This is a genomic window from Pseudomonas sp. GM30, assembly GCF_000282275.2.
Taxonomy (GTDB): Bacteria; Pseudomonadota; Gammaproteobacteria; order Pseudomonadales; family Pseudomonadaceae; genus Aquipseudomonas.
This window is the reverse complement of sequence record NZ_AKJP02000029.1, coordinates 1-22,167: the sequence shown is the minus strand read 5'-3', so window position 1 is coordinate 22,167 and position 22,167 is coordinate 1. Positions and strand designations below refer to the sequence as shown.

Annotated in this window: 26 protein-coding genes; 9 read left to right on the top strand and 17 right to left on the bottom strand. The window is 59.8% G+C overall.

The window, feature by feature from the left end; translation table 11 throughout:
• Positions 1-8: 8 nt before the first annotated feature.
• Positions 9-1,091, bottom strand: coding sequence for an aminopeptidase (locus tag PMI25_RS21780; protein WP_045122160.1), 1,083 nt, complete (start codon positions 1,089-1,091; stop codon positions 9-11).
• 58 nt (positions 1,092-1,149) lie between these two features.
• On the opposite strand from PMI25_RS21780, the gene PMI25_RS21775 reads away from it, so the two are divergent.
• Together PMI25_RS21775 and PMI25_RS21770 are read left to right on the top strand one after the other, a co-directional pair.
• Complete coding sequence (locus PMI25_RS21775) at positions 1,150-1,572, top strand: PA0061/PA0062 family lipoprotein (protein ID WP_007962815.1); 423 nt, start codon at positions 1,150-1,152, stop codon at positions 1,570-1,572.
• A gap of 40 nt (positions 1,573-1,612) precedes the next feature.
• The gene (locus PMI25_RS21770) at positions 1,613-2,032 is read left to right on the top strand and encodes a PA0061/PA0062 family lipoprotein (protein WP_007962816.1); all 420 of its coding nucleotides are present in this window, start codon (positions 1,613-1,615) and stop codon (positions 2,030-2,032) included.
• A 6-nt stretch (positions 2,033-2,038) separates the two neighbouring features.
• Here the strand turns inward: PMI25_RS21770 and PMI25_RS21765 are convergent, their stop codons facing one another.
• Together PMI25_RS21765 and PMI25_RS21760 are read right to left on the bottom strand one after the other, a co-directional pair.
• Complete coding sequence (locus PMI25_RS21765) at positions 2,039-2,278, bottom strand: DUF1161 domain-containing protein (protein WP_007962817.1); 240 nt, start codon at positions 2,276-2,278, stop codon at positions 2,039-2,041.
• A gap of 249 nt (positions 2,279-2,527) precedes the next feature.
• Positions 2,528-2,959, bottom strand: a complete 432-nt coding sequence (locus PMI25_RS21760) for an OsmC family protein (protein WP_007962818.1) — start codon at positions 2,957-2,959, stop codon at positions 2,528-2,530.
• A gap of 240 nt (positions 2,960-3,199) precedes the next feature.
• On the opposite strand from PMI25_RS21760, the gene PMI25_RS21755 reads away from it, so the two are divergent.
• Positions 3,200-4,201: an LLM class flavin-dependent oxidoreductase gene (locus PMI25_RS21755; protein WP_007962819.1), complete on the top strand. Its 1,002-nt coding sequence runs from the start codon at positions 3,200-3,202 to the stop codon at positions 4,199-4,201.
• A gap of 165 nt (positions 4,202-4,366) precedes the next feature.
• Here PMI25_RS21755 and PMI25_RS21750 read toward each other — a convergent pair whose 3' ends face one another.
• Both PMI25_RS21750 and PMI25_RS21745 read right to left on the bottom strand, forming a co-directional pair.
• The gene (locus PMI25_RS21750) at positions 4,367-4,591 is read right to left on the bottom strand and encodes a DUF1161 domain-containing protein (protein ID WP_007962820.1); all 225 of its coding nucleotides are present in this window, start codon (positions 4,589-4,591) and stop codon (positions 4,367-4,369) included.
• A gap of 124 nt (positions 4,592-4,715) precedes the next feature.
• Positions 4,716-4,931: a dodecin gene (locus PMI25_RS21745; protein ID WP_003220389.1), complete on the bottom strand. Its 216-nt coding sequence runs from the start codon at positions 4,929-4,931 to the stop codon at positions 4,716-4,718.
• Positions 4,932-5,101: 170 nt separating this feature from the next.
• On the opposite strand from PMI25_RS21745, the gene PMI25_RS21740 reads away from it, so the two are divergent.
• Positions 5,102-5,428, top strand: coding sequence for a DUF883 family protein (locus PMI25_RS21740; protein WP_003220391.1), 327 nt, complete (start codon positions 5,102-5,104; stop codon positions 5,426-5,428).
• Here the strand turns inward: PMI25_RS21740 and PMI25_RS21735 are convergent.
• Complete coding sequence (locus tag PMI25_RS21735; protein ID WP_007962825.1) at positions 5,401-6,318, bottom strand: LysR family transcriptional regulator; 918 nt, start codon at positions 6,316-6,318, stop codon at positions 5,401-5,403. The two genes, PMI25_RS21740 and PMI25_RS21735, sit on opposite strands and share 28 nt — an antisense overlap.
• A 114-nt stretch (positions 6,319-6,432) precedes the next feature.
• On the opposite strand from PMI25_RS21735, the gene trpB reads away from it, so the two are divergent.
• From trpB to PMI25_RS21720, 3 genes are all read left to right on the top strand, one after another.
• Positions 6,433-7,665 carry a tryptophan synthase subunit beta gene (trpB, locus tag PMI25_RS21730; protein WP_007962826.1) on the top strand — a complete coding sequence of 411 codons (1,233 nt, stop codon included), beginning with the start codon at positions 6,433-6,435 and terminating at the stop codon, positions 7,663-7,665.
• On the top strand, positions 7,665-8,477 hold the full coding sequence (gene trpA / locus PMI25_RS21725) for a tryptophan synthase subunit alpha (protein WP_007962827.1): 813 nt from the start codon (positions 7,665-7,667) through the stop codon (positions 8,475-8,477). Before trpB ends, trpA begins: the two co-directional genes overlap by 1 nt.
• A gap of 122 nt (positions 8,478-8,599) precedes the next feature.
• A complete protein-coding gene (locus PMI25_RS21720) occupies positions 8,600-9,052 on the top strand; it encodes an anti-virulence regulator CigR family protein (RefSeq protein WP_007962828.1) in 453 nt (150 codons plus the stop codon).
• Between the two features lie 148 nt (positions 9,053-9,200).
• On the opposite strand, the gene PMI25_RS21715 is transcribed toward PMI25_RS21720, so the two are convergent.
• The 11 genes from PMI25_RS21715 to PMI25_RS21665 all read right to left on the bottom strand — a co-directional run bounded on the left by PMI25_RS21715 (position 9,201) and on the right by PMI25_RS21665 (position 19,322).
• The gene (locus PMI25_RS21715) at positions 9,201-11,162 is read right to left on the bottom strand and encodes a DUF7844 domain-containing protein (protein WP_007962829.1); all 1,962 of its coding nucleotides are present in this window, start codon (positions 11,160-11,162) and stop codon (positions 9,201-9,203) included.
• On the bottom strand, positions 11,159-11,479 hold the full coding sequence (locus tag PMI25_RS21710; RefSeq protein ID WP_007911662.1) for a DUF2388 domain-containing protein: 321 nt from the start codon (positions 11,477-11,479) through the stop codon (positions 11,159-11,161). Before PMI25_RS21710 ends, PMI25_RS21715 begins: the two co-directional genes overlap by 4 nt.
• A 42-nt stretch (positions 11,480-11,521) precedes the next feature.
• A complete protein-coding gene (locus tag PMI25_RS21705) occupies positions 11,522-11,827 on the bottom strand; it encodes a DUF2388 domain-containing protein (protein ID WP_024164485.1) in 306 nt (101 codons plus the stop codon).
• Between the two features lie 107 nt (positions 11,828-11,934).
• Complete coding sequence (locus PMI25_RS21700) at positions 11,935-12,252, bottom strand: DUF2388 domain-containing protein (RefSeq protein WP_007962831.1); 318 nt, start codon at positions 12,250-12,252, stop codon at positions 11,935-11,937.
• Between the two features lie 134 nt (positions 12,253-12,386).
• Positions 12,387-12,596 carry a DUF1127 domain-containing protein gene (locus PMI25_RS21695; RefSeq protein WP_007962832.1) on the bottom strand — a complete coding sequence of 70 codons (210 nt, stop codon included), beginning with the start codon at positions 12,594-12,596 and terminating at the stop codon, positions 12,387-12,389.
• A gap of 257 nt (positions 12,597-12,853) precedes the next feature.
• The gene (locus PMI25_RS21690) at positions 12,854-13,069 is read right to left on the bottom strand and encodes a DUF1127 domain-containing protein (RefSeq protein ID WP_007962833.1); all 216 of its coding nucleotides are present in this window, start codon (positions 13,067-13,069) and stop codon (positions 12,854-12,856) included.
• A 320-nt stretch (positions 13,070-13,389) separates the two neighbouring features.
• The gene (locus tag PMI25_RS21685) at positions 13,390-14,883 is read right to left on the bottom strand and encodes an acetyl-CoA hydrolase/transferase family protein (RefSeq protein WP_007962842.1); all 1,494 of its coding nucleotides are present in this window, start codon (positions 14,881-14,883) and stop codon (positions 13,390-13,392) included.
• A gap of 214 nt (positions 14,884-15,097) precedes the next feature.
• Positions 15,098-16,531, bottom strand: a complete 1,434-nt coding sequence (locus tag PMI25_RS21680; RefSeq protein WP_007962843.1) for an NAD(P)(+) transhydrogenase (Re/Si-specific) subunit beta — start codon at positions 16,529-16,531, stop codon at positions 15,098-15,100.
• Entirely contained in the window at positions 16,531-16,851 is a 321-nt protein-coding gene (locus tag PMI25_RS21675) for an NAD(P) transhydrogenase subunit alpha (protein ID WP_003220416.1), read from the bottom strand. The genes PMI25_RS21680 and PMI25_RS21675 overlap by 1 nt, the downstream gene beginning before the upstream one ends.
• A gap of 15 nt (positions 16,852-16,866) precedes the next feature.
• Positions 16,867-17,988: a Re/Si-specific NAD(P)(+) transhydrogenase subunit alpha gene (locus PMI25_RS21670; protein WP_007962844.1), complete on the bottom strand. Its 1,122-nt coding sequence runs from the start codon at positions 17,986-17,988 to the stop codon at positions 16,867-16,869.
• Positions 17,989-18,422: 434 nt separating this feature from the next.
• A complete protein-coding gene (locus tag PMI25_RS21665; protein ID WP_007962849.1) occupies positions 18,423-19,322 on the bottom strand; it encodes a LysR family transcriptional regulator in 900 nt (299 codons plus the stop codon).
• A 157-nt stretch (positions 19,323-19,479) separates the two neighbouring features.
• Here PMI25_RS21665 and PMI25_RS21660 point away from each other — a divergent pair, with 157 nt between their 5' ends.
• A complete protein-coding gene (locus PMI25_RS21660; RefSeq protein ID WP_007962851.1) occupies positions 19,480-20,661 on the top strand; it encodes an acyl-CoA dehydrogenase in 1,182 nt (393 codons plus the stop codon).
• A gap of 13 nt (positions 20,662-20,674) precedes the next feature.
• Positions 20,675-21,895, top strand: coding sequence for a CaiB/BaiF CoA transferase family protein (locus tag PMI25_RS21655; RefSeq protein ID WP_007962852.1), 1,221 nt, complete (start codon positions 20,675-20,677; stop codon positions 21,893-21,895).
• The last annotated feature ends 272 nt before the right edge of the window (positions 21,896-22,167 follow it).

The window sequence follows — 22,167 nt, the reverse complement described above, 5'->3', positions numbered from 1 at the left end:
CAATCAACTCAACTGTTTGTTTCTGCCAATATTTTCAAAGCCGCCTTGCGTTGCTCGAGAGCTAAACCACCCAACTTCTCGACCTCAGCATAAAACCGCACCCAATCCCCCCCAACCTGCCTGAACAGTGCCGCAAACGCCGGCACCCACTGGTCATACAGTCCGAACGGCAACAGCCGCGCATTGTTCAGCGGCATATTCACCCACGCGTCATAGCGCTTGTCCCCGGCCCACTGACTGTCACGCATCACCCGGTAATCGCGCCGAAACCGCTCGAATTGCGCCGCCTTTCGCTCGCGCATCTGCTCGGCCGGCAGCGGCTGGGCGTAAAGCGCTTCAAGCCGCGACCGCGTTTCCAGTACCAGCTCGATGAACTGATCCCGCTGCTTGAGCCGCGAGTCGGTATCCGCAGGCAGACCACGAAACGCCCGCCACTGCCGGGTGCCTTCCTGTTCGACAAACGTGGCAAAGGACTCGTTGAACTCGGTGTCGTCCTTCACATAGAAGCGCTGATGCGCCAGTTCATGAAAGATCAGCGTGGCCAGGCGCTCATCGCCCCAGCCCATCATCGAATTGAGGATCGGGTCATTGAACCAGCCGAGGGTCGAATAGGCCTCGACGCCGCCAATCGACACGTCCATGCCTTGCAGACGCTGGATCGCCGCTTCGCCGCGCGCGGCGCTCTGGCTGTAGTAGCCGCGATAGGCCACGCAACCGGCGATCGGGAAGCAATGGTTCTGCGGCTTGAGGGAAAACTCCGGGGTGGCGAACACGTTCCACACCACATACGGCCGGCCGATGTCGGCGTACAGCCGATAGCTCTGGTTGTCGGGCAGGTGCAGGTGTTCGCTGGCGAAGGCTCGGGCTTTCTGCGACTGGATCAGGTGCGTGCGCAGCTTGGCGTCGCGACTGGGGTCGGCGATCACCTTGGCTACCGGTTCACGTGCCCGCAGCAGCTGCAACTGACCGCTGGCCAATTGGCTGTAATAGCTGACGCTGGAACAACCGTTGAGCAACAAAAACATCACACCCGGAAACAAAATCCGAAAAACGCGATCAAGTACCCCATGGCTTGGAAGCGGCCTGCTCAAAATAAAAATCCTTTGGAAAGTCTGCCCGCAAGACTATCCCGCCATCTGGAGCTTCGCTATGCGCATGTTGTTGCTGACAGGAGGCCTGCTGACGCTGGCCGGTTGTGCCGGATTCGGAATGCCCGATCCTGACCCCTCGCAAGCCTGGATCGATCTCGATGCCCGGCAACAGGACACAGCGCTGCAAGCGCTGAAGGTCGATGACAAGACGACCGTCGACAAACGTTATTTTGAAGTCGAGCCCGGCAGTCACCAATTGCAGGTGCGTTATCAGTTCCCGGTCGAAGCCACCAACATCGGCCCCGATGCCGAACCGCTGTGGCGCGACTGCCAGTTGAAGGTGACATTCAAGGACTTCAATGCCGGCCAGCGTTATCAGCTGCAAGCTGGCAGCATCGGTTTCCGGCCATGGGCCAAGCTCTATGACGAGCAGCGTAATGTGGTCGGCCAGGGCACACCGGCGGGCTGTCAGCGCACCTGATCAGCGCTATGCTGGAGGTCTGAATCCCTGGACATCCATCATGCGCAAGTTGATGTTGTTGCTCGCGGTCGGCGCTGTCGCTGGCTGTCAGACCCCATTGCCGCCGATTGATCCGCAAATGGCCTGGGTCGATTTCTCGACCCCGACCCCCGGCGGAAAACTGCTCATGGCCGAGCGCCTGGATAATCAACGCCTGAGCGACGGGCGTTTCTTCCAGGTCACCCCCGGCAGCCATGAGCTGCGGGTGCGGTTTGACTTCGAGGTGTTTGGCGGCGGCGGCAGTCTGATGACCGGTCCCGTCGAGCGACTGTGCTATTTGTATATCCGCTACGACCATTTCGAAGCCGGGCAGCGTTATCTGCTGGAGGGGCGTTCGCTAGGGTTCACGCCGAGCGCCCGTCTGTACAACGCCAAGCGTGAGATCGTTGCCGAGGATCACGACATGGATTGCCTCAGCTGAGACGGATCAGTTGTCGTTCTTCTGGTAAATGATCGCTTTGCTGCCGTTTTCACAGGTGCCGACGACCATGGCCACGTCGTGCTTGTCGGCCTCTTCCTTGCTGACGATTTCCAGCGTGTAGGACGGCACGGCGTTCGCCTGGATCTTTACTTCGATTTCTTTCCTGAGTTCTTCACAGTCTTTCGGTGCGGCCAGAACCGTTGTGGCCAATGCACTGCAGAGGATCGCCAAGCCAATACGTTTCATAATCTTGAAGCTCCATGGGGCAGCGCGCACGGGCGTGCGCTGAAGCTGCTGTCACTTATTCGACCATATTTTTGCAGCGCGGGTTCTGACTTCGCTCACATCTTCAGGCTCTACGGTGCTTTTAGGATCGCCATCGCGAGCAGGCTCACTCCTACATTCGATCTCCAGCGGACACAACAATTGTGAACAACCGAGATTCCTGTAGGAGTGAGCCTGCTCGCGATGGCATCAGATCCTGTCAGCGATGACTCAACTGACTAATGATGCCTCAAGGGTAATCTTCGCATTCAATACCTTGGACACCGGGCACCCTTCCTTGGCCTTGTTGCTCAGTTCTTCAAACTGCGCCTGAGTAGCGCCAGGGATTTTCGCCTTGAGGATCAACTTGATCGCAGTGATGGCAAAGCCACCCTCGACCTGATCCAGCGTAACCTCTGCCTGAGTGTCGATGCTCTCGGCCTTCAGGCCCGCATCGCCCAAAATCATCGAAAACGCCATGGAAAAACAGCCGGCATGTGCGGCGCCGATCAGTTCTTCCGGGTTGGTGCCCTTGCCGCCTTCGAAGCGGGCCTTGAAGCCGTAGGGTGCTTCTCTGAGGACGCCGGTCTCGGTAGAGATCGAGCCGATGCCGGTTTTCAGATCGCCTGCCCAATGCGCGGATGCTTTCTTCACGATAGCCATATCTGCCTCCTCAAGATCTGGCGCGGAACGCCGCGCCGTCGTGGTTTTTGCTTGCAAGGCTTCTGAGGATAGACGCCGGAACAAAGTTCAGCCCGAGTGAATCGTTGACTTTTTTAGTAGGATTTTTCTCTCAGCTATTGAAACTCGGGTATATGCCCTCATTGCACAGAACACGCTTATGAATTCGGCAGGTTTTCGTTCGCAAGAAAAAACCTGCAGACCACTCGGAGACGCAGGTTTATGAAGCAACTGTCCGACGTAAAATTTTCCACCCTCGATCTGGTGCCGGTGCGCGAGAACGGCAGTCCGGCACAATCGCTGCGCAATTCACTGGATCTGGCGCAGCACGTCGAGAAATTCGGCTACACCCGCTTCTGGGTCGCCGAACACCACAACATGGACGGCATCGCCAGTTCTGCCACCTCGGTACTGCTGGGTTATCTGGCCGGCGGCACCTCGACGATTCGCGTCGGCTCCGGTGGGGTGATGCTGCCCAACCATGCGCCGCTGGTGATCGCCGAGCAGTTCGGCACTCTCGAAAGCCTCTATCCGGGACGCATCGATCTGGGGCTGGGCCGCGCGCCCGGCTCCGACCAGATGACTGCCCGCGCCTTGCGCCGCGAGCGTTCCGGCAGCGCCGATGATTTCCCGGAAGACGTCGCCGAGCTGGTGCGTTTTCTCGGCCCGCGCACCCCGGACCAACGGGTGATCGCCATGCCCGGCACCGGTACCAACGTGCCGATCTGGTTGCTTGGTTCCAGCCTGTTCAGCGCGCAACTGGCCGGTGAGCGCGGGTTGCCCTACGCCTTCGCCTCGCACTTCGCCCCGCGCTTCATGCATGAGGCGATTCGCGTCTATCGCAATCACTTCAAACCGTCGGCGGTGCTCGACAAGCCGTACGTGATGCTCGGGGTGCCGTTGGTGGCAGCCGATACCGATGAGCAGGCCGACTATCTGGCGACGTCGGTATACCAGCGAATTCTCGCGCTGATGCGTGGACAGAGTCTGGTGCAGCGTCCACCGGTGAAAACCATGGACGGCCTGTGGCTGCCCCATGAACGTGAGGCGGTGGGAGATTTCCTCGGCCTGGCGATGGTCGGCAGCCCACAGAAAATCCGTGCGAAGCTGGAGGTGCTGGTCGAGCAGACCCAGGCCGATGAGCTGATTTTCACCTGCGACCTGTATGAGCACGCCGATCGCGTGCATTCCTACGAACTGCTGGCGCAGGTCATGAAAGGATAACGCGGCCCCCGTGTAGGAGCTGTCGAGTGACACGAGGCTGCGATCTTTTGATCTGATTCTTTTAACCAAAATCAAAAGATCGCAGGTTGCCGCAGCGCCTACAGGTAAATCATCGCCCACAAAAAAGCCGACGCCTTCGCGTCGGCTTTTGCATTTCAGGCGCGATCAACCGCGTTTGTAGACGATTTCCTTGGCGCCGCCTTCACAGGTGCCGACGACCTTGCCGCCAGCAGCGGCACCCTTGTCGACAACCTCCAGCGAATACCCGGAAACGCCCTTGGCATCCAGTTTCGCCGCGATCTCGCTTTTCAACTCTTCACAAGGCTTGCCAGCAGCCAACGCGCCACCCGCAAGGCTCAACAAACCTACTGCCAATATGAACTTCTTCATCGGTCGCACTCCCTGGTCGGATTAAAAGAGGTGGGCATCAGGTCTCCCGATGCACTCACCTTGTAGCGCTTTGCCATTCCTATGGCACTCGGCCAGCGCGCAAGTTCAGAAGCGTAGCCCAAAGTCAGCTGCTGGCAATGCGAAAGCCCACTTTGAGTGTTACCTGAAAATGCGCAGCCTTGCCGTCCTTGATGTGGCCACGGGTATCGACCACTTCAAACCATTCCAGATGCTTGATGCTCTTGTTCGCTTCAGCCAGCGCGTTGTTGATGGCGTCTTCGATGCTGCTGGTGGACGAGCCGACCAGCTCGACTTTCTTGTACGTGTGATGGTCACTCATGGCGATCTCCTTGGCGTTTGGAATTGATGTGTGGATTTGAGACTAGCAGTGAATCTGCACTGTTGATTTCGGCGGCCCGGCGCAAGCGAAGTTCAGATTTTCTGCACTTTCTCAAACCGCTGAAGTCCCAACCAACACACGCCACTCATCACCAATGCAGGAGAGCCACCATGGCCAACACCTCTTTACGTAAAGCCTCGTTGCAAAGCATGGAAGCCGAGATCGAGAGTCTGCTCAAATCGTTGGAAAGCTTGAAAGACGACGCTTCGGACGAGTCGCGCAAGACCCTCAAGGCGCTCAAAAGCAACGCCGAAAGCGCACTGAAGCACTCGCGCAGCCTGCTCAGCGATGCCTATGAGGAAGTCAAAGTGAAAACCCGCGAGACCGGCATCGCCACCCGCGATTACGCTCAGGAACATCCTTGGACCACTGCCGGTGTGGCAGTTGGTGCAATCGGTCTGCTGGCCGCTTACCTGCTGTTCAAGCGCGGCGAGTGATCGCTCTGGCGCAGCTCGTTCTTGAGCCATTGCGCCAGTTGCCGGGCGCGCCCGTCTGCGGAGCGCTTGGTTAGCCACAACGCCAGTTGCGCCGGGGTTTCGCAGAAGCCCCATGGCGCAACCAGGCGACCGGCCTTCAAATCTTCAATCACCAACGGCTCCGGCGCGATTGCCACGCCGAGCCCGGCCACTGCCGCTTCCAGCAAATAATACAAATGCTCAAAACCTTGCCCGAGCTTCAACGCCTTGGCGTCGAGGTGGTTTTGCTGTGCCCAGCTCGGCCAGGCTTGTGGGCGGGAAGTGGTGTGCAGCAGCGGTTCATTGAGCAAGGCCGCGGCCGGCGCGGATTGCAGGCGTTGATAACCGCTGAACAGCGGACTCATCACCGGGCCGATGCGTTCTGCGGCCAGTTCGTAGACCTGCATGTCGGCCGGCCATGGCGGCTCGGCGAATAGCAGCAAGGCATCCAGCCCTGGGCGCCGTGGATCGAGATCACCTTCACCCGCTGACAAGTGCAGACGCAAGTCCGGCAGATCGGCGTTGAGCCGCCCCAGGCGTGGGATGAACCATCGCGCCAACAGACTGCCGGAGCAGCCAAGCACGAACGGCGCATCAGCGGTGCTTTGCGTCAGCTCGGCACAGACACTGCGCAACCGATCAAAGGCTTCACCGCTGGCATCTCGCAGTCGAACACCGGCATCTGTGAGTTTCAAGCCGCGACCCTCCTTGACGAACAGGCTCACGCCCAGATGCTCTTCGAGCACCTTGAGCTGACGGCTAACCGCGCCATGCGTGACGTGCAGCTGTTCGGCCGCCTGGCTGACGCTGTTCAGCCGGGCGGTGGCTTCAAATGCGCGCAAGGCGTTCAGCGGGGGAAGGTCGTGGCTCATGGTATCTGTGAGATTTCCTGACAGGTTGTGGCGATCTTATCGGTTTTCAGCCTGGAAGGTCAGGGGTAGAGTGAACGCCATTGTCTTCTTACCCGAATTCACCTGGAGCACACCATGACCCAGACTTCGAACACTTCCAATCTGCGCAACGGCCCGGACGATAACGGCCTGTTCGGTGCGTTCGGCGGCCGCTACGTGGCGGAAACCCTGATGCCGCTGATCCTCGATCTGGCCCGCGAATACGAAGCGGCCAAGGAAGATCCTGCATTCAAAGAAGAATTGGCCTACTTCCAGCGTGACTATGTCGGACGTCCAAGCCCGCTGTATTTCGCCGAGCGTCTGACCGAGTTTTGCGGTGGTGCGAAGATTTACCTCAAGCGCGAAGAGCTGAACCACACTGGCGCGCACAAGATCAACAATTGCATCGGCCAGATCCTGCTGGCGCGGCGCATGGGCAAAAAACGCATCATCGCCGAAACCGGCGCCGGCATGCACGGCGTGGCAACGGCCACCGTGGCCGCACGTTTCGGTCTGGACTGCGTGATCTACATGGGCACCACCGACATCGAACGTCAGCAGGCCAACGTGTTCCGCATGAAGCTGCTGGGCGCCGAAGTGATCCCGGTGGTGGCCGGCACCGGCACCCTCAAAGACGCGATGAACGAAGCGTTGCGTGACTGGGTCACCAACGTCGACAGCACGTTCTACCTGATCGGCACCGTGGCCGGCCCGCACCCGTACCCGGCGATGGTGCGCGACTTCCAAGCCGTGATCGGCAAGGAAACCCGCGAGCAGCTGCAAGCTCAGGAAGGTCGTCTGCCGGACAGCCTGGTGGCGTGCATCGGCGGCGGTTCCAACGCCATGGGCCTGTTCCACCCGTTCCTCGATGATCAAAGCGTCGAAATCATCGGCGTCGAAGCGGCCGGTTACGGCATTGAAACCGGCAAGCACGCAGCGAGCCTCAACGGTGGCGTACCGGGTGTGTTGCACGGTAACCGCACCTTCCTGCTGCAGGACGACGATGGCCAGATCATCGACGCTCACTCGATTTCCGCCGGCCTCGACTATCCGGGCATTGGCCCTGAGCACGCCTGGTTGCATGACATCGGCCGCGTCCAGTACACCTCGGTGACTGACGACGAAGCCCTCGCCGCGTTCCACAAGTGCTGCCGCCTCGAAGGCATCATCCCGGCACTGGAAAGCGCTCATGCGTTGGCTGAAGTGTTCAAACGTGCGCCGAAACTGCCGAAGGATCACCTGATGGTGGTCAACCTGTCGGGCCGTGGCGACAAAGACATGCAGACCGTCATGCACCATATGGAACAGTCCAAGCAGGAGAAACACTGATGAGCCGCCTGCAAACCCGTTTTGCCGACCTCAAGCAACAGAATCGCGCCGCGCTGGTGACCTTCGTCACCGCCGGTGACCCGGACTACGACACCTCGCTGGCGATTCTCAAAGGCCTGCCGGGCGCTGGCGCCGACGTGATCGAGTTGGGCATGCCGTTTACCGACCCGATGGCCGATGGCCCGGCGATTCAACTGGCAAACATCCGTGCCTTGGGCGCCAGGCAGAATCTGGCGAAAACCCTGCAGATGGTCCGCGAGTTCCGCGAAGGCAACAGCGACACGCCGCTGGTGCTGATGGGCTACTTCAACCCGATCCACATGTACGGCGTTGAGCGTTTCATCGCTGATGCCAAAGCGGCGGGCGTTGATGGTCTGATCGTGGTCGACATGCCGCCGGAGCACAACGCCGAACTGTGCGACCCGGCACAGGCTGCCGGTCTGGACTTCATCCGCCTGACCACCCCGACCACTGACGATGCGCGCCTGCCGAAAGTGCTCAATGGCAGTTCGGGCTTCGTTTACTACGTGTCGGTGGCCGGGGTGACCGGTGCCGGTGCGGCGACTCTGGAACACGTCGAAGAGGCGGTGACCCGTCTGCGTCGCCACACTGATCTGCCGATCAGCATCGGTTTCGGCATTCGTACTCCGGAGCAGGCGGCGTCCATCGCACGTTTGGCGGACGGTGTGGTGGTGGGCTCGGCGCTGATCGACCATATCGCCAACGCGACCACGCCAGCCCAGGCTGTCGATGGTGTGCTGGGGCTGTGCAAGTCGCTGTCCGAAGGCGTGCGTAAGGCCCGCGTCAGCTGAAGGTAAAGTTCCTGATACAGAGGAATTAGCACCTCACAACACAGCCTAAATGAGCAAGACCGAGGGATTCAGAACCACGTTCTGAATCCCTTTTTGCTGTTGGTGCAGTGAGGAAAGACCCGATGAAAATGCCGAAACGTCTGATTGCCGGACTGGGTGTGCTGATGCTCAGCGCGACGCCGCTGCTGGCCAGCGCCGATCCACGCGATGATCATGACCACGGCGGCCCGCAGCAGGGCCAGTATGATAACCATGGCAATGATCATCGTGACGATCACCGTGGCCCGCAGAACGACCGCCGCGGCGGCCCGCCTCGCGACTTCGGCCCGGTACGCCAGACCATTCGCGACAATCACGGCTACTTCGTGCGCGGTGCACCGCCGCCACCGGGTATTCATCTGGAGCGTGGACGGCCGTTACCGCACGGGTATTACGGCGAGCGACTGGACGGTCGGGCGCTGAGTCGTCTGCCGGTTTATCCGGGTTATGAGTGGCGCCGCGCCGGGGGCGATATCGTGCTGATCGCAGTGGGTACCGGGATCGTTTACGAAATTCTGGATGGCGTTTTGTACTGATTTGGCAAGATCATCTGTGGCGAGGGAGCTTGCTCCCGCTGGGGCGCGGAGCGGCCCTGAAAATTCGGCATTCAACCGATTTACGACTGCTGCGCAGCCGAGCGGGAGCAAGCTCCCTCGCCACAAGATTCAGTTCCAGTCTTCTGTCTCAGGGTAGCTCCAGTCCGCCGGATGCCTTGTGCAGTTTGCGCAGATGCTCGCCAATCTGCTTCACGTTGGCTTCGCTGGCGGCAATCTCGGCTGCTCGCTTGGGTTCCAGCAACTTGCGCACCTCCTTGTCCAGATCGCCGCTCAGTGCCAGCAGTTGTTTCTGGCGTTGGGCGCTCTCGTCTTGCAAGCGCTTGAACTCGCTCGGTTGCGGCAGCCCATAGCCGCGGCTGTCGAGCAGTTCCGCCGGGCGACTGAGGAAGCCGCTGTTGGCGAGAATTTCCTGCAGGGTGGCGTTGGCCTTGTCCATGCCGCCGTTTTCCAGCTCCCGGGCGCCGAGGTAACGCTGCTTGACCTCATCCTGGGCCAGCAGCAACTGACGGCGATAGCTCGCCTGTTCCAGCAGCAACAGCGCGGCACTGGTGCGCAGGTCGGCACGCTCGAACCACTGGCGGCGTTCTTCGGCAGACAGAGACAACCAGTCCTCGACGGTGGTCTGTTTGATCGGCAGCTGCTTCTTCAACACATCGAACATCGCCTGATAGCGATCGCGGAACGAATCGAAGCGATAGCCCAGGCGCAGCGCTTCCTTGGGATTGTCGAGCACGCTGGTGTCGGCTAGGCCACGGCCTTTGAGTACTTCAAGCAAACCGTTGGGCATGATGCTGTCGAGGCCGACGAGTTGCTTGTTGTTACTGCCGCTGCGCAGCAGTTTCAGGCCTTCCACCGCGCAGTTGTTGGAGAGGAAGAAGTAGTTGCCGTCATAGCTCCAGTGCATCTCGGCGGCGTGTTCGACCACGCCTTCGATCTCGACGCGCGACAGGTTCAGCGGCACCGAAGCGAGGCTGCGCAGTTCGGTCTTGGTGTACTCGTCGATCACCTGCGCCAGCGGCAGCACGAATAGTCGTGACGGGTATTTGCCGACCAGACCGTCCCAGCTCGACAACTGCACGTCACCGACAAAGGCGCGGTAGGACAGCACCAGATGCTGGTCCAGATCGAGCCGGCAATCCGGGCCCCGTGGTCGGCCCGGCGCGCAGATCACCAGGCGCAACATGCTGTGGCCCCAGCGGCTGACCCAGTTCTGGTTGGCTTCGGCCAGCAGGTAGTCGACGGCATACACCCGCTCTGGATCGACCTGGCCCAATGGCTGTTTGGCGAAGTCGTTGCCGGCGTTGAGGAAAGCGAAGGTGTTGCTGCAGGTGTCCTTGGCCGGTGGAGCCCAGCCGAAGCGTTCCTTGTAGTAGCGATAGAGCGCCGGGCGGCGGCAGGCGTAGCTTGGGTCGAGGAGGAAATACTCCATGTTGACCGCAACAAACTCCTTCGGGCTGGAAATTTCGTACAGATCCGGGCTGCGGGCTACCTGACGGTTGTGTTGTTCACGCTCGCCGCGGCGGCCGACGTACTGTTGCCAACCGGCGAGGTCGAGCAGGCGCGGGTCATCGCTGAGGGTGAAGCGTCGCTCGGTCTGGCCGCGACACTCATCGGGAATGCCGACCAGTCCGGCGCTGTTGCTGCGACGGGTGCAGCGCTGGATCAGCGTGCGTTCGGCGGCGGGCCACAGGCGTGCGCGGTCATAAATGTGGGTGAGTTCGTGCAGCACCGTTGCCAGCAGTTCCTGGCGCACCGTGCCGTGGGGGCGATTGGTTTTTTCCTTGGCCGCGCTGCCGTCGGTGAGGCCGGCGAGCAGTTTGCGGTTCAGGTCGAGTTCGGCAACCAGGGTCGCCTCGCCATAGGCATTGCCGGGCATGTTGTCGGTCCAGCCGACATCGATGCGCCGGTCCAGCTGTTCGACGAAGCTGGGCGGCAGTTTCTGCATCGCTTCATCGAGCAGCGCCTGGCTGGCCTGCTGCTGGGCGGGGCTCAGGCCGTCGGTCTTGAGCCGCAATTGCAGGCTGGCGTGGGCGCTGTTGCCAAGCAGCAACAACGCCCCGGCCAGCAGCCAGGCGCCGAGTGACTTCACAGGGCGAGAATGGCTTCGGCGAGCACCTGGTCACTGGCGTCGCGGGCTTCCGGCACGCGGGTGCGCAAGGTGTTGAGGGCGGCTTCCAGGTGCGCACCACGGATATCGCCGTTGGTGGCGACGAAGCTGGCGGCGTCGTCGTGAGCTTCGCGGATGATTTTCGAGTCGCGAATCGACGTGGTGGTATCGGAGGTGAAATCGATGGTGCGCTGGGAGGCACGAACGATGATGTTACTGGTGGCTACCAGGGTGTGCGCCTGGGCCACGTCGGCCAATAAAAACAGGCCAAGGGCGGCAGCAATCAGCGGGCTACGCATGGAACGACTCCGGAGGGCAATGATAACGAGGGATCAGGATAACTATTGGACGAGAATTGCCTGTGCCAGTTCAAGGTCGCTGACATGAAGTTTTGGTCGTGATTTGCGCAGGTAATGCAGTGCGGATTCGAGCTGCGCGCCGCGCAATTCACCGTCACTGGCAACAAACGCCGCCGCGTCATCGTGAGCGGCGATGATCAGTTTACGGTCGAATGGCGCCGAAGACACCATTCCGGTCGCCCAAACGGTGACCACGGTGTTTTGTGTGGAGACATCAAAGGCATCGACCGAGGTCGCCCAGCAGGCGCTGATCAACAAAGAAGGGAAAAGCAGTTTGAATAAACGCATGAGACTCGGTAACGGTTAACGAGCCTCAAGGCTAGCGCAAATGCCCGGGCCAGAGCCAGTGGCGAAACATCGGGACACGACTGGCGTGTCCCGTCGGACAACGGCGATCAGATCGCCAGGATGGCTTGCGCCAGCTGGAAGTCGGTCGCGTTCAGTTGCGGTGCCTGATGACGAATCAGGTCCAGAGCACTTTCCAGTTTCACGCCGCGGATCTGGCCTTCGCTGGCTACGAAGCTCGCCGCGTCGTCACGGGCAGCGATCACGACTTTGTTGTCACGCAGCGAAGAGCTGACGTCGGAGGTGGCATCCGAAGAGGACTTCAGTGCGCCAACCACGGCATCGGTGGTGACGATGAAACTGGAGGCACTGGCGTTGGCAGCCACGGCCAGCAAGGCGGCAGCGCTGAGCAGGCGAAGACGGGACATGGTGGATCTCCTGAAAGTAAACCGTATTGAGAGGTGGCTTGTGTCTGATGAGTCAGACGCGGGTTGCAGAAGATTCGCCACGTTCTGGCGTGGATATTAGGCCTGCGCGCGAGGTTCGGACAGTGGGCAGAATGCTAGCGCCAGAAGGGTTTTTCCAGTTCATTGAGCCGATCGGCTTGGCTTAAGCCCAGATCCGCGAGATCGCGCTGATCGAGCTGAGCCAGCAAGCGCCGCGTCCTGGCGCGTTCCATTGCTTGCCACAAGCCATGTAGCAGGCGCCGCAATGAGCGCGAGTAAGCGTGGGTCTGAATCGAAATTGCTGAAACATCCTGTAAGTCTTTCATGGCGTATTCCTTAAGCCGAGAGCGGATCAAGGACATGCTGCGCGCGAAGCAGTGGAAACAGCAGATGCACTCAGGTGAAATTGTACTGGTCCAGATTAATGAATATAGAAACTGTACCTGTTGTTGATTTGGGTTGCTGTATGGGCGCTTTTCAAACCCTGAAACGACAAGACCCGTCGCGGTTTCCCGCGACGGGTCTTGTTTGTTCAATTCGGGTTGCTGGCGGTGGGTCTAATGACCAGAGCCAGCGACGCTACTTAGCGCCAGAACGGCTTGCTCAGCTCTTCGTAGCGTTGTGCTTCGCTGATACCGGCGTCAGCCAGCAGACGCGAATCCAGACGAGCCAGTTGATGGCGGCTGGAGATGCGGCGCTGCCACAACATCAGGTTGGCGATAACGCGCAGAGGCAGGGAAGCCTGGTTTTTTGCAGCTTTGTCTTCGAAGAACAGTTCGGAACTGAGTGTACGTTCCATGATTGACATCCTTCCGCTTGTGGCGGGATCAGGTAGTGGTTTAACTGGTACCCATGATCCTCTCGTTTGCCTAGTCTCTCTAGATACAGTTCAACTGTATTGTGAGTGACCAGTTAACTGTTTATAGGGGGTGTACGGGTCAAAATCGAGCAAACTGTATCTGTCTGCACTCAAGTGGTGCATTTTTGCGCAATATTGGGGTCGAGGTAGGTAAAAGCTGTAGGAAATCACCGGTACAGCAGTACAGTTTTTGCCAGGTAGAGGCGATGAAAAAAACGCTGACACAAACTGTGTTTGCATCAGCGGTTCGACTGTGCGAATTACACCGCGAGCATGCGACCGGTTTCTTCCAGGTTCATGTGCCAGCTCAGGGCTTCGCGCAGGATGTGTGGTGTGTGCCCGCCGATGGCGCAAGCGGCGGTGAAGTAATCATTCAGCGCCCGGCGGTAATCGGGATGCACACAGTTGTCGATGATCACCCGGGCGCGCTCGCGCGGGGCCAGGCCGCGCAGGTCGGCCAGACCGATTTCGGTGACCAGGATGTCGACGTCATGCTCGGTGTGGTCAACGTGGCTGACCATCGGCACCACGCTGGAAATTGCGCCACCCTTGGCAATCGACTTGGTCACGAACACCGCCAGGTGCGCATTGCGCGCGAAGTCGCCGGAACCGCCAATGCCGTTCATCATCCGCGTGCCGCAGACATGGGTGGAGTTGACGTTACCGTAGATGTCGAACTCCAGTGCGGTGTTAATGCCGATGATACCCAGACGACGCACCACTTCCGGGTGGTTGGAGATCTCTTGCGGGCGCAGCACCAGTTTGTCCTTGTACTTCTCCAGGTTGCCGAACACATCGCTGTTGCGCCGCTCCGACAATGTGATCGAGCTGCCCGAAGCGAAGCTCAGCTTGCCGGCGTCGATCAGGTCGAAGGTCGAATCCTGCAGCACTTCGGAGTACATGGTCAGGTCTTCGAACGGCGAATCGATCAGACCGCACATCACCGCGTTGGCGATGTTGCCGATTCCGGCCTGCAACGGGCCGAGCTTGTTGGTCATGCGCCCGGCGTCGACTTCCTGCTTGAAGAAGGTGATCAGGTACTCGGCGATGGCATTGGTATCGACATCCGGGGTCGACACCGTGGACGGCGAATCCGCCTGCTGGGTGATGACGATGGCGACGATCTTTTCCGGTGGGATCGGGATCGCGGTGCTGCCGATGCGATCGTCGACCTTTACCAGCGGGATCGGCGTACGCGTCGGGCGGTAGGTCGGGATATAGATGTCATGCAGGCCTTCGAGGTTGGCGTTGTGCGCCAGGTTGATCTCGACAATCACCTGCTTGGCGAAAATCGCGAAGCTCGCCGAGTTGCCCACCGAGGTGGTCGGCACGATGTGGCCTTGCTCGGTGATGGCCACGGCTTCGATCACCGCGATGTCCGGCAGCTTCAGTTGCTGGTTGCGCAGTTGCTCGACGGTTTCCGACAGGTGCTGGTCGATGAACATCACTTCGCCGGCGTTGATCGCCTTGCGCAAGGTGCTGTCGACCTGGAACGGCATGCGCCGCGACAGCACACCGGCCTCGGTCAGTTGTTTGTCGAGGTCGTTGCCCAGGCTCGCGCCGGTCATCAGGCTGATCTTCAGCGGCGTGACCTTGGCTCGCTCGGCCAGTGCGTGAGGGACGGCTTTGGCTTCGCCGGCGCGGGTGAAGCCGCTCATGCCGACGGTCATGCCGTCTTCAATCAGCGCGGCGGCGTCGGCGGCGCTCATCACTTTATCCAACAACGAAGGCAGGCGAATACGGTCACGGTACATGGATTATTTTCTCGGGAAGCGAGTAGCAGGATGCGCAGTCTAGTGAATTTCGCGGGCGCCTGTCCCGCTACCAAGGTCGCAAACGAGGCGTCTATTTAGCGGCTTTGAAGTAAAACACCGTTACCGGAACTGCAACAACGTGGCAAATTGTCCGACGCTGTGCGCAAACCAAAACGCCCCGACAAGTCGGGGCGTCCAGTGCTGCAGCGATGGATTACTCGACCGCTTTGACCATGTCTTCGATGACTTTCTTCGCGTCGCCGAACACCATCATGGTCTTGTCCAGATAGAACAGCTCGTTGTCCAGACCGGCATAGCCGCTGGCCATCGAGCGCTTGTTGACGATGATGGTCTTGGCCTTGAACGCTTCGAGAATCGGCATCCCGGCAATCGGCGATTTCGGATCGTTCTTGGCGGCCGGGTTGACCACGTCGTTGGCACCGAGCACCAGCACCACGTCGGCCTGACCGAACTCGGAGTTGATGTCTTCCATCTCGAACACTTGGTCGTAGGGCACTTCGGCCTCTGCGAGCAGGACGTTCATGTGCCCGGGCATGCGACCGGCCACCGGGTGGATCGCGTACTTCACGGTCACGCCACGGTGGGTCAGCTTCTCGGTCAGTTCTTTCAGTGCATGCTGCGCGCGAGCCACTGCCAGGCCGTAACCCGGAACGATGATAACGGTGTCGGCGTTGGTCAGCAGGAAGGTCGCGTCGTCGGCGGAACCGGATTTCACCGGACGCGCCTCTTTCGCACCCGCAGGTCCTGCGTCGGCCGTGTTGCCGAAACCGCCGAGCAGTACATTAAAGAAAGAACGGTTCATCGCCTTGCACATGATGTACGAGAGAATCGCGCCGCTCGAACCCACCAGCGAGCCGGCAATGATCAGCATCGAGTTGTTCAGCGAAAAGCCGATACCCGCTGCCGCCCAGCCCGAATAACTGTTGAGCATCGACACCACCACCGGCATGTCGGCACCGCCGATCGGGATGATGATCAGCACGCCCATCACGAATGCCAGGGCCAGCATCAGCGCGAATGCGGCGAGGTTGCCGGTGAGCATGAAGGTCACGCCCAGCACCAGCGTCGCCAGACCGAGTACCGCGTTCAGCTTGTGCTGACCGGCAAACTGTACAGGCGCGCCCTGGAACAGGCGGAACTTGTACTTGCCCGAGAGCTTGCCGAAGGCGATCACCGAACCGGAGAAGGTGATTGCACCAATCGCCGCGCCGAGGAACAGCTCCAGACGGTTGCCCGCCGGGATCGAGTCGCCCAGTTGTTTGACGATACCCAGTGACTGCGGCTCGACAACGGCGGCAATGGCGATAAACACCGCGGCCAGACCGATCATGCTGTGCATGAACGCAACCAGCTCCGGCATCTTGGTCATTTCAACGCGCTTGGCCATGATCGAACCGGCAGTGCCGCCAATCAGCAGGCCGACGATCACATAGCCGATACCGGCAGTTGCAAGCTCGGCACCGAGTTTATAGATGAGGCCAATGGTGGTGAGAATGGCCAGCGCCATGCCAAGCATGCCGAACAGGTTGCCGCGCCGCGAGGTGGTCGGGTGCGACAGGCCTTTGAGGGCCTGGATGAAGCAGATCGACGCGATCAGGTAGAGCGTCGTGACGAGATTCATGCTCATTACTTCGGCGCCTCTTCTTTTGCTTTCGGGGCTTTCTTCTTGAACATCTCAAGCATGCGGCGGGTGACCAGGAAGCCACCGAATACATTGACCGCCGCCAGTGCCACGGCGAGGGTGCCCATGGTCTTGCCCAGCGGCGTGACGGTCAGCGCAGCAGCGAGCATGGCGCCGACGATCACGATTGCCGAAATGGCGTTGGTCACCGCCATCAACGGCGTGTGCAGCGCAGGTGTAACGTTCCAGACCACGTGATAACCGACATAAATCGCCAGCACGAAGATGATCAGGTTGTAGATACCGGGGGAGATAAGCTCTTCCATCGTCTGAATCCCTGCTTAGGCGTTTTTGCGGATGACTTGGCCGTCGCGGCACATCAGGCACGCGGCGACGATGTCGTCTTCGAGGTTGACGTCGAACTGGCCTTCTTTGGTGAACACCAGCTTGAGGAAGTCCAGCAGGTTGCGGGCGTACAGCGCCGAAGCATCTGCGGCGACTTCACCGGCGAGGTTGGTCGGGCCGACGATGGTCACGCCGTTCTCGACCACGACCTGATCGGCCACGGTCAGCGGGCAGTTGCCGCCCTGAGCTGCCGCGAGGTCGATGACCACCGAGCCGGGTTTCATCTGCGCCACGGTGTCTGCGCTCAACAGTGTCGGCGCCTTGCGGCCCGGAATCAGCGCAGTGGTGATAACGATATCGGCCTGCTTGGCGCGTTCGTGCACGGCCTGGGCCTGACGCTGCATCCAGCTCGCCGGCATCGGGCGCGCGTAACCGCCGACACCGACCGCGCATTCGCGCTCTTCGTCAGTCTCGTAAGGCACATCGACGAACTTGGCGCCGAGGGATTCGATTTGTTCCTTCACTGCCGGACGCACGTCAGACGCTTCGATCACCGCACCCAGACGTTTCGCCGTGGCAATCGCCTGCAACCCGGCCACACCGGCGCCGAGAATCAGCACGCGCGCCGCTTTCACGGTGCCCGCAGCGGTCATCAGCATCGGCATGAAGCGCGGATAGTAGTGCGCAGCCAGCAACACCGCCTTGTAGCCGGCGATGTTCGCCTGCGACGACAACACATCGAGACTCTGCGCCCGAGAGGTGCGCGGCGCCGCTTCCAGGGCGAACGCGGTAATCCCGCACTCGGCCATTTTGGCGATGGTGTCGTTATTGAAGGGGTTGAGCATGCCCACCAGCACCGTGCCGCGCTTGATCAGCGCCAGTTCGGCATCGCTGGGAGCGACCACTTTGAGAATCAGCTCGGCACCGAACGCATCGTTGGCACTGCCAATGGTTGCGCCCGCCGCTTCATAAGCACTGTCAACAACACTGGCTTTGACGCCGGCGCCGGTTTGCACAGTGACCTTATGACCTTGGCTGATCAGCTTTTTAATGGTTTCCGGGGTTGCAGCAACCCGTGTTTCACCGGTCTGGGTTTCGAGAGGAACACCAATGTGCACGTCAAATCTCCTGCGTGATCTTATTGAGTAAACCCAGGCACTGCGGATGGTGCGACTGGGGCGGCCGATCAGCACGATCCCGCCAAATCAGGGCGGGGCGCGGCATTTTGCAGGCGAACTTTATGCCCTTCAAGGGATTATGACGGGTGACGGAAAATTAACTACAAGTCATCCCGTGACCGAATGTCGCAGATGGCCAGTTGAATCCCTTGCAGGCCGTGCCTTGCAAGGATTCTGGCTGAATTTGAAAAAATTTCTCATCGGCGGCGTGAATAGGCCGCAATGAGTCGCGGATGGAGGCTCAAAGCCACGTCAGCAGGCGCTTGTGGGACGTCTGTACGACTTTCGGATACAGTCTGCGATTTTGCGACAAATACTTATATCTGTAGGGCTTTGATTTTCCTGACTACCGGGTTAGTAATCGCCGTAAGCCTTTATCCTTCTAGGCTGTAGCTGTTTGCCTGATTGACCAGCCAATCACGAAAAGCCTTGAGTGAGGCCGATTCGACCTTTCGCTCCGGAATCATCAGGTAATACGCCTTGATGCTGGAGAGCGCATTCGGGTTGGCGATCACCAGCCGTTGCTCGGCCAGTTCACGCTGGATCAGGAACGGTGGAATCAGTGCAATCCCCATGTCATGCATGGCCGCCTGGGCCAGCATGGAGAATAGCTCGTAGCGTGGGCCTGTCATGTCGCGGGGGATGTTCAGGTGCCGGGCGTTGAACCACTGGCGCCAGGCGTAGGGGCGGGTGGTTTGCTGCAGCAGAGGCAGCTCGGCGATTTCTTCGGGCGTCAGCTGAGTTCTGTTGCCGAGCAGGGCAGGGCTGCATACCGGCATCGGATTTTCGCCCATCAACCTGTGGGATTCGGTACCCGACCAATCGGCGTCGCCAAAGTAGATCGCCGCGTCGAAATCGGTGTCGGCAAACAGGAACGGGCGAGTGCGGTTGGTCAGGTTCACCGTCACTTCCGGGTGTTTGAGCTGAAAGTCCTTGAGGCGTGGCAGCAGCCACTGAGTGCCAAAGGTCGGCACCACCGCCAATTCGATCACGTTGGTGCCCTGTTGGCCCATGACCGATAGTGTGTCGCGCTCGACGGCGTCCAGTTGCGTGGCCACCCGGCGGCTGTAGGAAAGGCCGGCTTCCGTCAGCTTCACTCCGCGTCGCGAACGTCGGAACAGTTCCACGCTGAGGAAGTCCTCAAGGCTGGCGATCTGTCGGCAAATGGCGCCCTGTGTGAGGGAAAGTTCTTCGGCAGCCTTGGTAAAGCTTTCGTGGCGAGCGGCGGCTTCGAAGCTGATCAGGGCTGTGGTGCTGGGAATCTTCCTGCGCATGTACGTCAACCTCACTAATGCGCCGCGTAAAAGGCATTCAGCGACGTTTCGGAGTGAGAAATTAGCACAACAGGATGCGAAATCCTCGTTTGCCGCGCTGGCGAACCGGGCCTAGGATCAATGCCACGTTAATTCACCGATTTGCGAGGACACACTCATGGGCGGTAAAGCTAGCTTCAACTGGATCGATCCCCTGCTGCTGGATCAACAGCTCACCGAAGAGGAGCGCATGATCCGCGACACCGCCGCCCAGTTCGCTCAGCAGAGCCTGGCGCCACGTGTTCTCGAAGCTTTCCGCCATGAGAAAACCGATCCGGCGATCTTCCGCGAAATGGGCGAAGTCGGCCTGCTCGGTGCGACCATCCCTGAGCAGTACGGTGGCAGCGGCCTGAACTACGTCAGCTACGGCCTGATTGCTCGCGAAGTCGAGCGTGTCGACTCCGGCTATCGCTCGATGATGAGCGTGCAGTCGTCGCTGGTGATGGTGCCGATCAACGAATTCGGTACAGAAGCCCAAAAGCAGAAATACCTGCCGAAACTGGCCTCCGGTGAATGGATCGGCTGCTTCGGTCTGACCGAGCCAAACCACGGCTCCGACCCGGGTGCGATGATCACCCGTGCGCGCAAAGTCGACGGCGGCTACAGCCTGACCGGCGCCAAGATGTGGATCACCAACAGCCCGATCGCCGATGTGTTCGTGGTCTGGGCCAAGGACGATGCCGGCGACATCCGTGGCTTCGTGCTGGAGAAAGGCTGGAAGGGCCTGAGTGCTCCGGCGATTCACGGCAAGGTTGGTCTGCGCGCATCGATCACCGGCGAAATCGTCATGGACAACGTGTTTGTGCCGGAAGAGAACATCTTCCCTGATGTGCGCGGTCTGAAAGGCCCGTTCACCTGCCTTAACTCCGCACGCTACGGCATCTCCTGGGGTGCGTTGGGCGCTGCCGAGTTCTGCTGGCACACCGCTCGCCAGTACACCCTTGATCGTCAGCAGTTCGGGCGTCCATTGGCCGCTACCCAACTGATCCAGAAGAAACTGGCCGACATGCAGACCGAGATCACCCTGGCGCTGCAAGGCTGCCTGCGCCTGGGTCGCATGAAGGACGAAGGCACTGCCGCGGTCGAAATCACCTCGATCATGAAGCGCAATTCCTGTGGCAAGTCGCTGGATATCGCCCGTATGGCCCGTGACATGTTGGGTGGCAACGGTATCTCTGACGAGTTCGGCGTGGCCCGTCACCTGGTCAACCTGGAAGTGGTGAATACCTATGAAGGTACTCACGACGTTCACGCGCTGGTCCTCGGTCGTGCGCAAACCGGTCTGCAGGCGTTCTATTAACAGGAGAGCGACCATGGGCGCGCTGTCGCATCTGCGGGTACTGGATTTATCGCGAGTATTGGCCGGGCCGTGGGCCGGGCAGATACTTGCCGACCTTGGCGCCGAGGTGATCAAGGTCGAGCGCCCGGGCAATGGCGATGACACGCGTGCCTGGGGGCCGCCGTTCCTTAAGGACGCTTACGGGGAAAACACCAGCGAGGCGGCTTACTATTTGTCGGCCAACCGCAACAAGCAATCGGTGACCATCGACTTCACTCGGCCTGAAGGTCAGAACCTCGTGCGGGAGCTGGCGGCGAAGTCGGACATTCTCATCGAGAACTTCAAGGTCGGTGGGCTGGCTGCCTATGGGCTGGACTACGAATCGCTGAAGGCGATCAATCCGGATCTGATCTATTGCTCGATCACCGGCTTCGGTCAAACCGGGCCGTATGCCAAGCGCGCGGGTTATGACTTCATGATCCAGGGGCTTGGCGGGCTGATGAGCCTGACCGGTCGCCCCGAAGGTGATGAAGGTGCTGGGCCGGTGAAGGTGGGGGTTGCGTTGACGGACATACTGACGGGGCTGTATTCGACCGTGGCGATTCTGGCAGCGCTGGCGCATCGTGATCACGACGGTGGTGGGCAGCATATTGATATGGCGTTGCTGGATGTGCAGGTTGCATGTCTGGCAAACCAGGCCATGAATTACCTGACTACCGGCAATGCTCCCAAGCGTCTGGGTAACGCGCATCCCAACATTGTGCCGTACCAGGACTTCCCTACGGCCGATGGTGATTTCATTCTTACCGTTGGCAACGATGGGCAGTTCCGCAAATTTGCCGAGGTGGCGGGCCAGCCGCAGTGGGCAGACGATCCGCGTTTCGCGACCAACAAGCTGCGGGTGGCGAATCGCGCGGTACTGATTCCTCTGATCCGCCAGGCGACTGTATTCAAAACCACTGCCGAATGGGTGACGCAGTTGGAGCAGGCGGGTGTGCCGTGTGGGCCGATCAATGATTTGTCCCAAGTGTTCGAGGACCCGCAGGTGAAGGCGCGTGGGCTGGCTATTGAACTTCCGCATGCCCTGGCGGGTATGGTGCCGCAGGTGGCGAGCCCGATCCGGCTGTCGCAGACGCCTGTCGAGTATCGCCGTGCGCCTCCTTTATTGGGCGAGCATACGTTGGAGGTGTTGCAGAGGGTGCTTGGTCTGGGTGCTGGTGCGGTGGAGGCACTCAAGGCTGATGGAGTGCTTTGAGTAGCCCTTCTATATAGAAGGGGTCGTTTCCTCCTTCTATATAGAGAGGTTTGTATGTTTTTTAATCGATCTGTAAGTTGTTGAAAGAAAAGTGAAAAAAGCGGTTGACGGCAGATTCAGGAAGTCTATAATTCGCCCCACTTCCGGCGCAGTCGAAACGGAAAACTCCTTGAGATTCAATGAGTTACGCAGTTTTCGACAGCGGCTTGCTTCAGTTCACCGAAGCCTGGAAGGAGTTGAAAGGGCAGTGATGTTTGGCTCTTTTGACATTT

Excerpts from the sequence above, each read along its gene's own strand:
- PMI25_RS21775 (WP_007962815.1), top strand. The coding sequence starts at position 1,150 with ATGCGCATGTTGTTGCTGACAGGAGGCCTGCTGACGCTGGCCGGTTGT.
- PMI25_RS21770 (WP_007962816.1), top strand. The coding sequence starts at position 1,613 with ATGCGCAAGTTGATGTTGTTGCTCGCGGTCGGCGCTGTCGCTGGCTGT.
- PMI25_RS21765 (WP_007962817.1), bottom strand. The coding sequence starts at position 2,278 with ATGAAACGTATTGGCTTGGCGATCCTCTGCAGTGCATTGGCCACAACG.
- PMI25_RS21760 (WP_007962818.1), bottom strand. The coding sequence starts at position 2,959 with ATGGCTATCGTGAAGAAAGCATCCGCGCATTGGGCAGGCGATCTGAAA.
- PMI25_RS21755 (WP_007962819.1), top strand. The coding sequence starts at position 3,200 with ATGAAGCAACTGTCCGACGTAAAATTTTCCACCCTCGATCTGGTGCCG.
- PMI25_RS21750 (WP_007962820.1), bottom strand. The coding sequence starts at position 4,591 with ATGAAGAAGTTCATATTGGCAGTAGGTTTGTTGAGCCTTGCGGGTGGC.
- PMI25_RS21745 (WP_003220389.1), bottom strand. The coding sequence starts at position 4,931 with ATGAGTGACCATCACACGTACAAGAAAGTCGAGCTGGTCGGCTCGTCC.
- PMI25_RS21740 (WP_003220391.1), top strand. The coding sequence starts at position 5,102 with ATGGCCAACACCTCTTTACGTAAAGCCTCGTTGCAAAGCATGGAAGCC.
- PMI25_RS21735 (WP_007962825.1), bottom strand. The coding sequence starts at position 6,318 with ATGAGCCACGACCTTCCCCCGCTGAACGCCTTGCGCGCATTTGAAGCC.
- trpB (WP_007962826.1), top strand. The coding sequence starts at position 6,433 with ATGACCCAGACTTCGAACACTTCCAATCTGCGCAACGGCCCGGACGAT.
- trpA (WP_007962827.1), top strand. The coding sequence starts at position 7,665 with ATGAGCCGCCTGCAAACCCGTTTTGCCGACCTCAAGCAACAGAATCGC.
- PMI25_RS21720 (WP_007962828.1), top strand. The coding sequence starts at position 8,600 with ATGAAAATGCCGAAACGTCTGATTGCCGGACTGGGTGTGCTGATGCTC.
- PMI25_RS21710 (WP_007911662.1), bottom strand. The coding sequence starts at position 11,479 with ATGCGTAGCCCGCTGATTGCTGCCGCCCTTGGCCTGTTTTTATTGGCC.
- PMI25_RS21705 (WP_024164485.1), bottom strand. The coding sequence starts at position 11,827 with ATGCGTTTATTCAAACTGCTTTTCCCTTCTTTGTTGATCAGCGCCTGC.
- PMI25_RS21700 (WP_007962831.1), bottom strand. The coding sequence starts at position 12,252 with ATGTCCCGTCTTCGCCTGCTCAGCGCTGCCGCCTTGCTGGCCGTGGCT.
- PMI25_RS21695 (WP_007962832.1), bottom strand. The coding sequence starts at position 12,596 with ATGAAAGACTTACAGGATGTTTCAGCAATTTCGATTCAGACCCACGCT.
- PMI25_RS21690 (WP_007962833.1), bottom strand. The coding sequence starts at position 13,069 with ATGGAACGTACACTCAGTTCCGAACTGTTCTTCGAAGACAAAGCTGCA.
- PMI25_RS21685 (WP_007962842.1), bottom strand. The coding sequence starts at position 14,883 with ATGTACCGTGACCGTATTCGCCTGCCTTCGTTGTTGGATAAAGTGATG.
- PMI25_RS21680 (WP_007962843.1), bottom strand. The coding sequence starts at position 16,531 with ATGAGCATGAATCTCGTCACGACGCTCTACCTGATCGCGTCGATCTGC.
- PMI25_RS21675 (WP_003220416.1), bottom strand. The coding sequence starts at position 16,851 with ATGGAAGAGCTTATCTCCCCCGGTATCTACAACCTGATCATCTTCGTG.
- PMI25_RS21665 (WP_007962849.1), bottom strand. The coding sequence starts at position 19,322 with ATGCGCAGGAAGATTCCCAGCACCACAGCCCTGATCAGCTTCGAAGCC.
- PMI25_RS21660 (WP_007962851.1), top strand. The coding sequence starts at position 19,480 with ATGGGCGGTAAAGCTAGCTTCAACTGGATCGATCCCCTGCTGCTGGAT.
- PMI25_RS21655 (WP_007962852.1), top strand. The coding sequence starts at position 20,675 with ATGGGCGCGCTGTCGCATCTGCGGGTACTGGATTTATCGCGAGTATTG.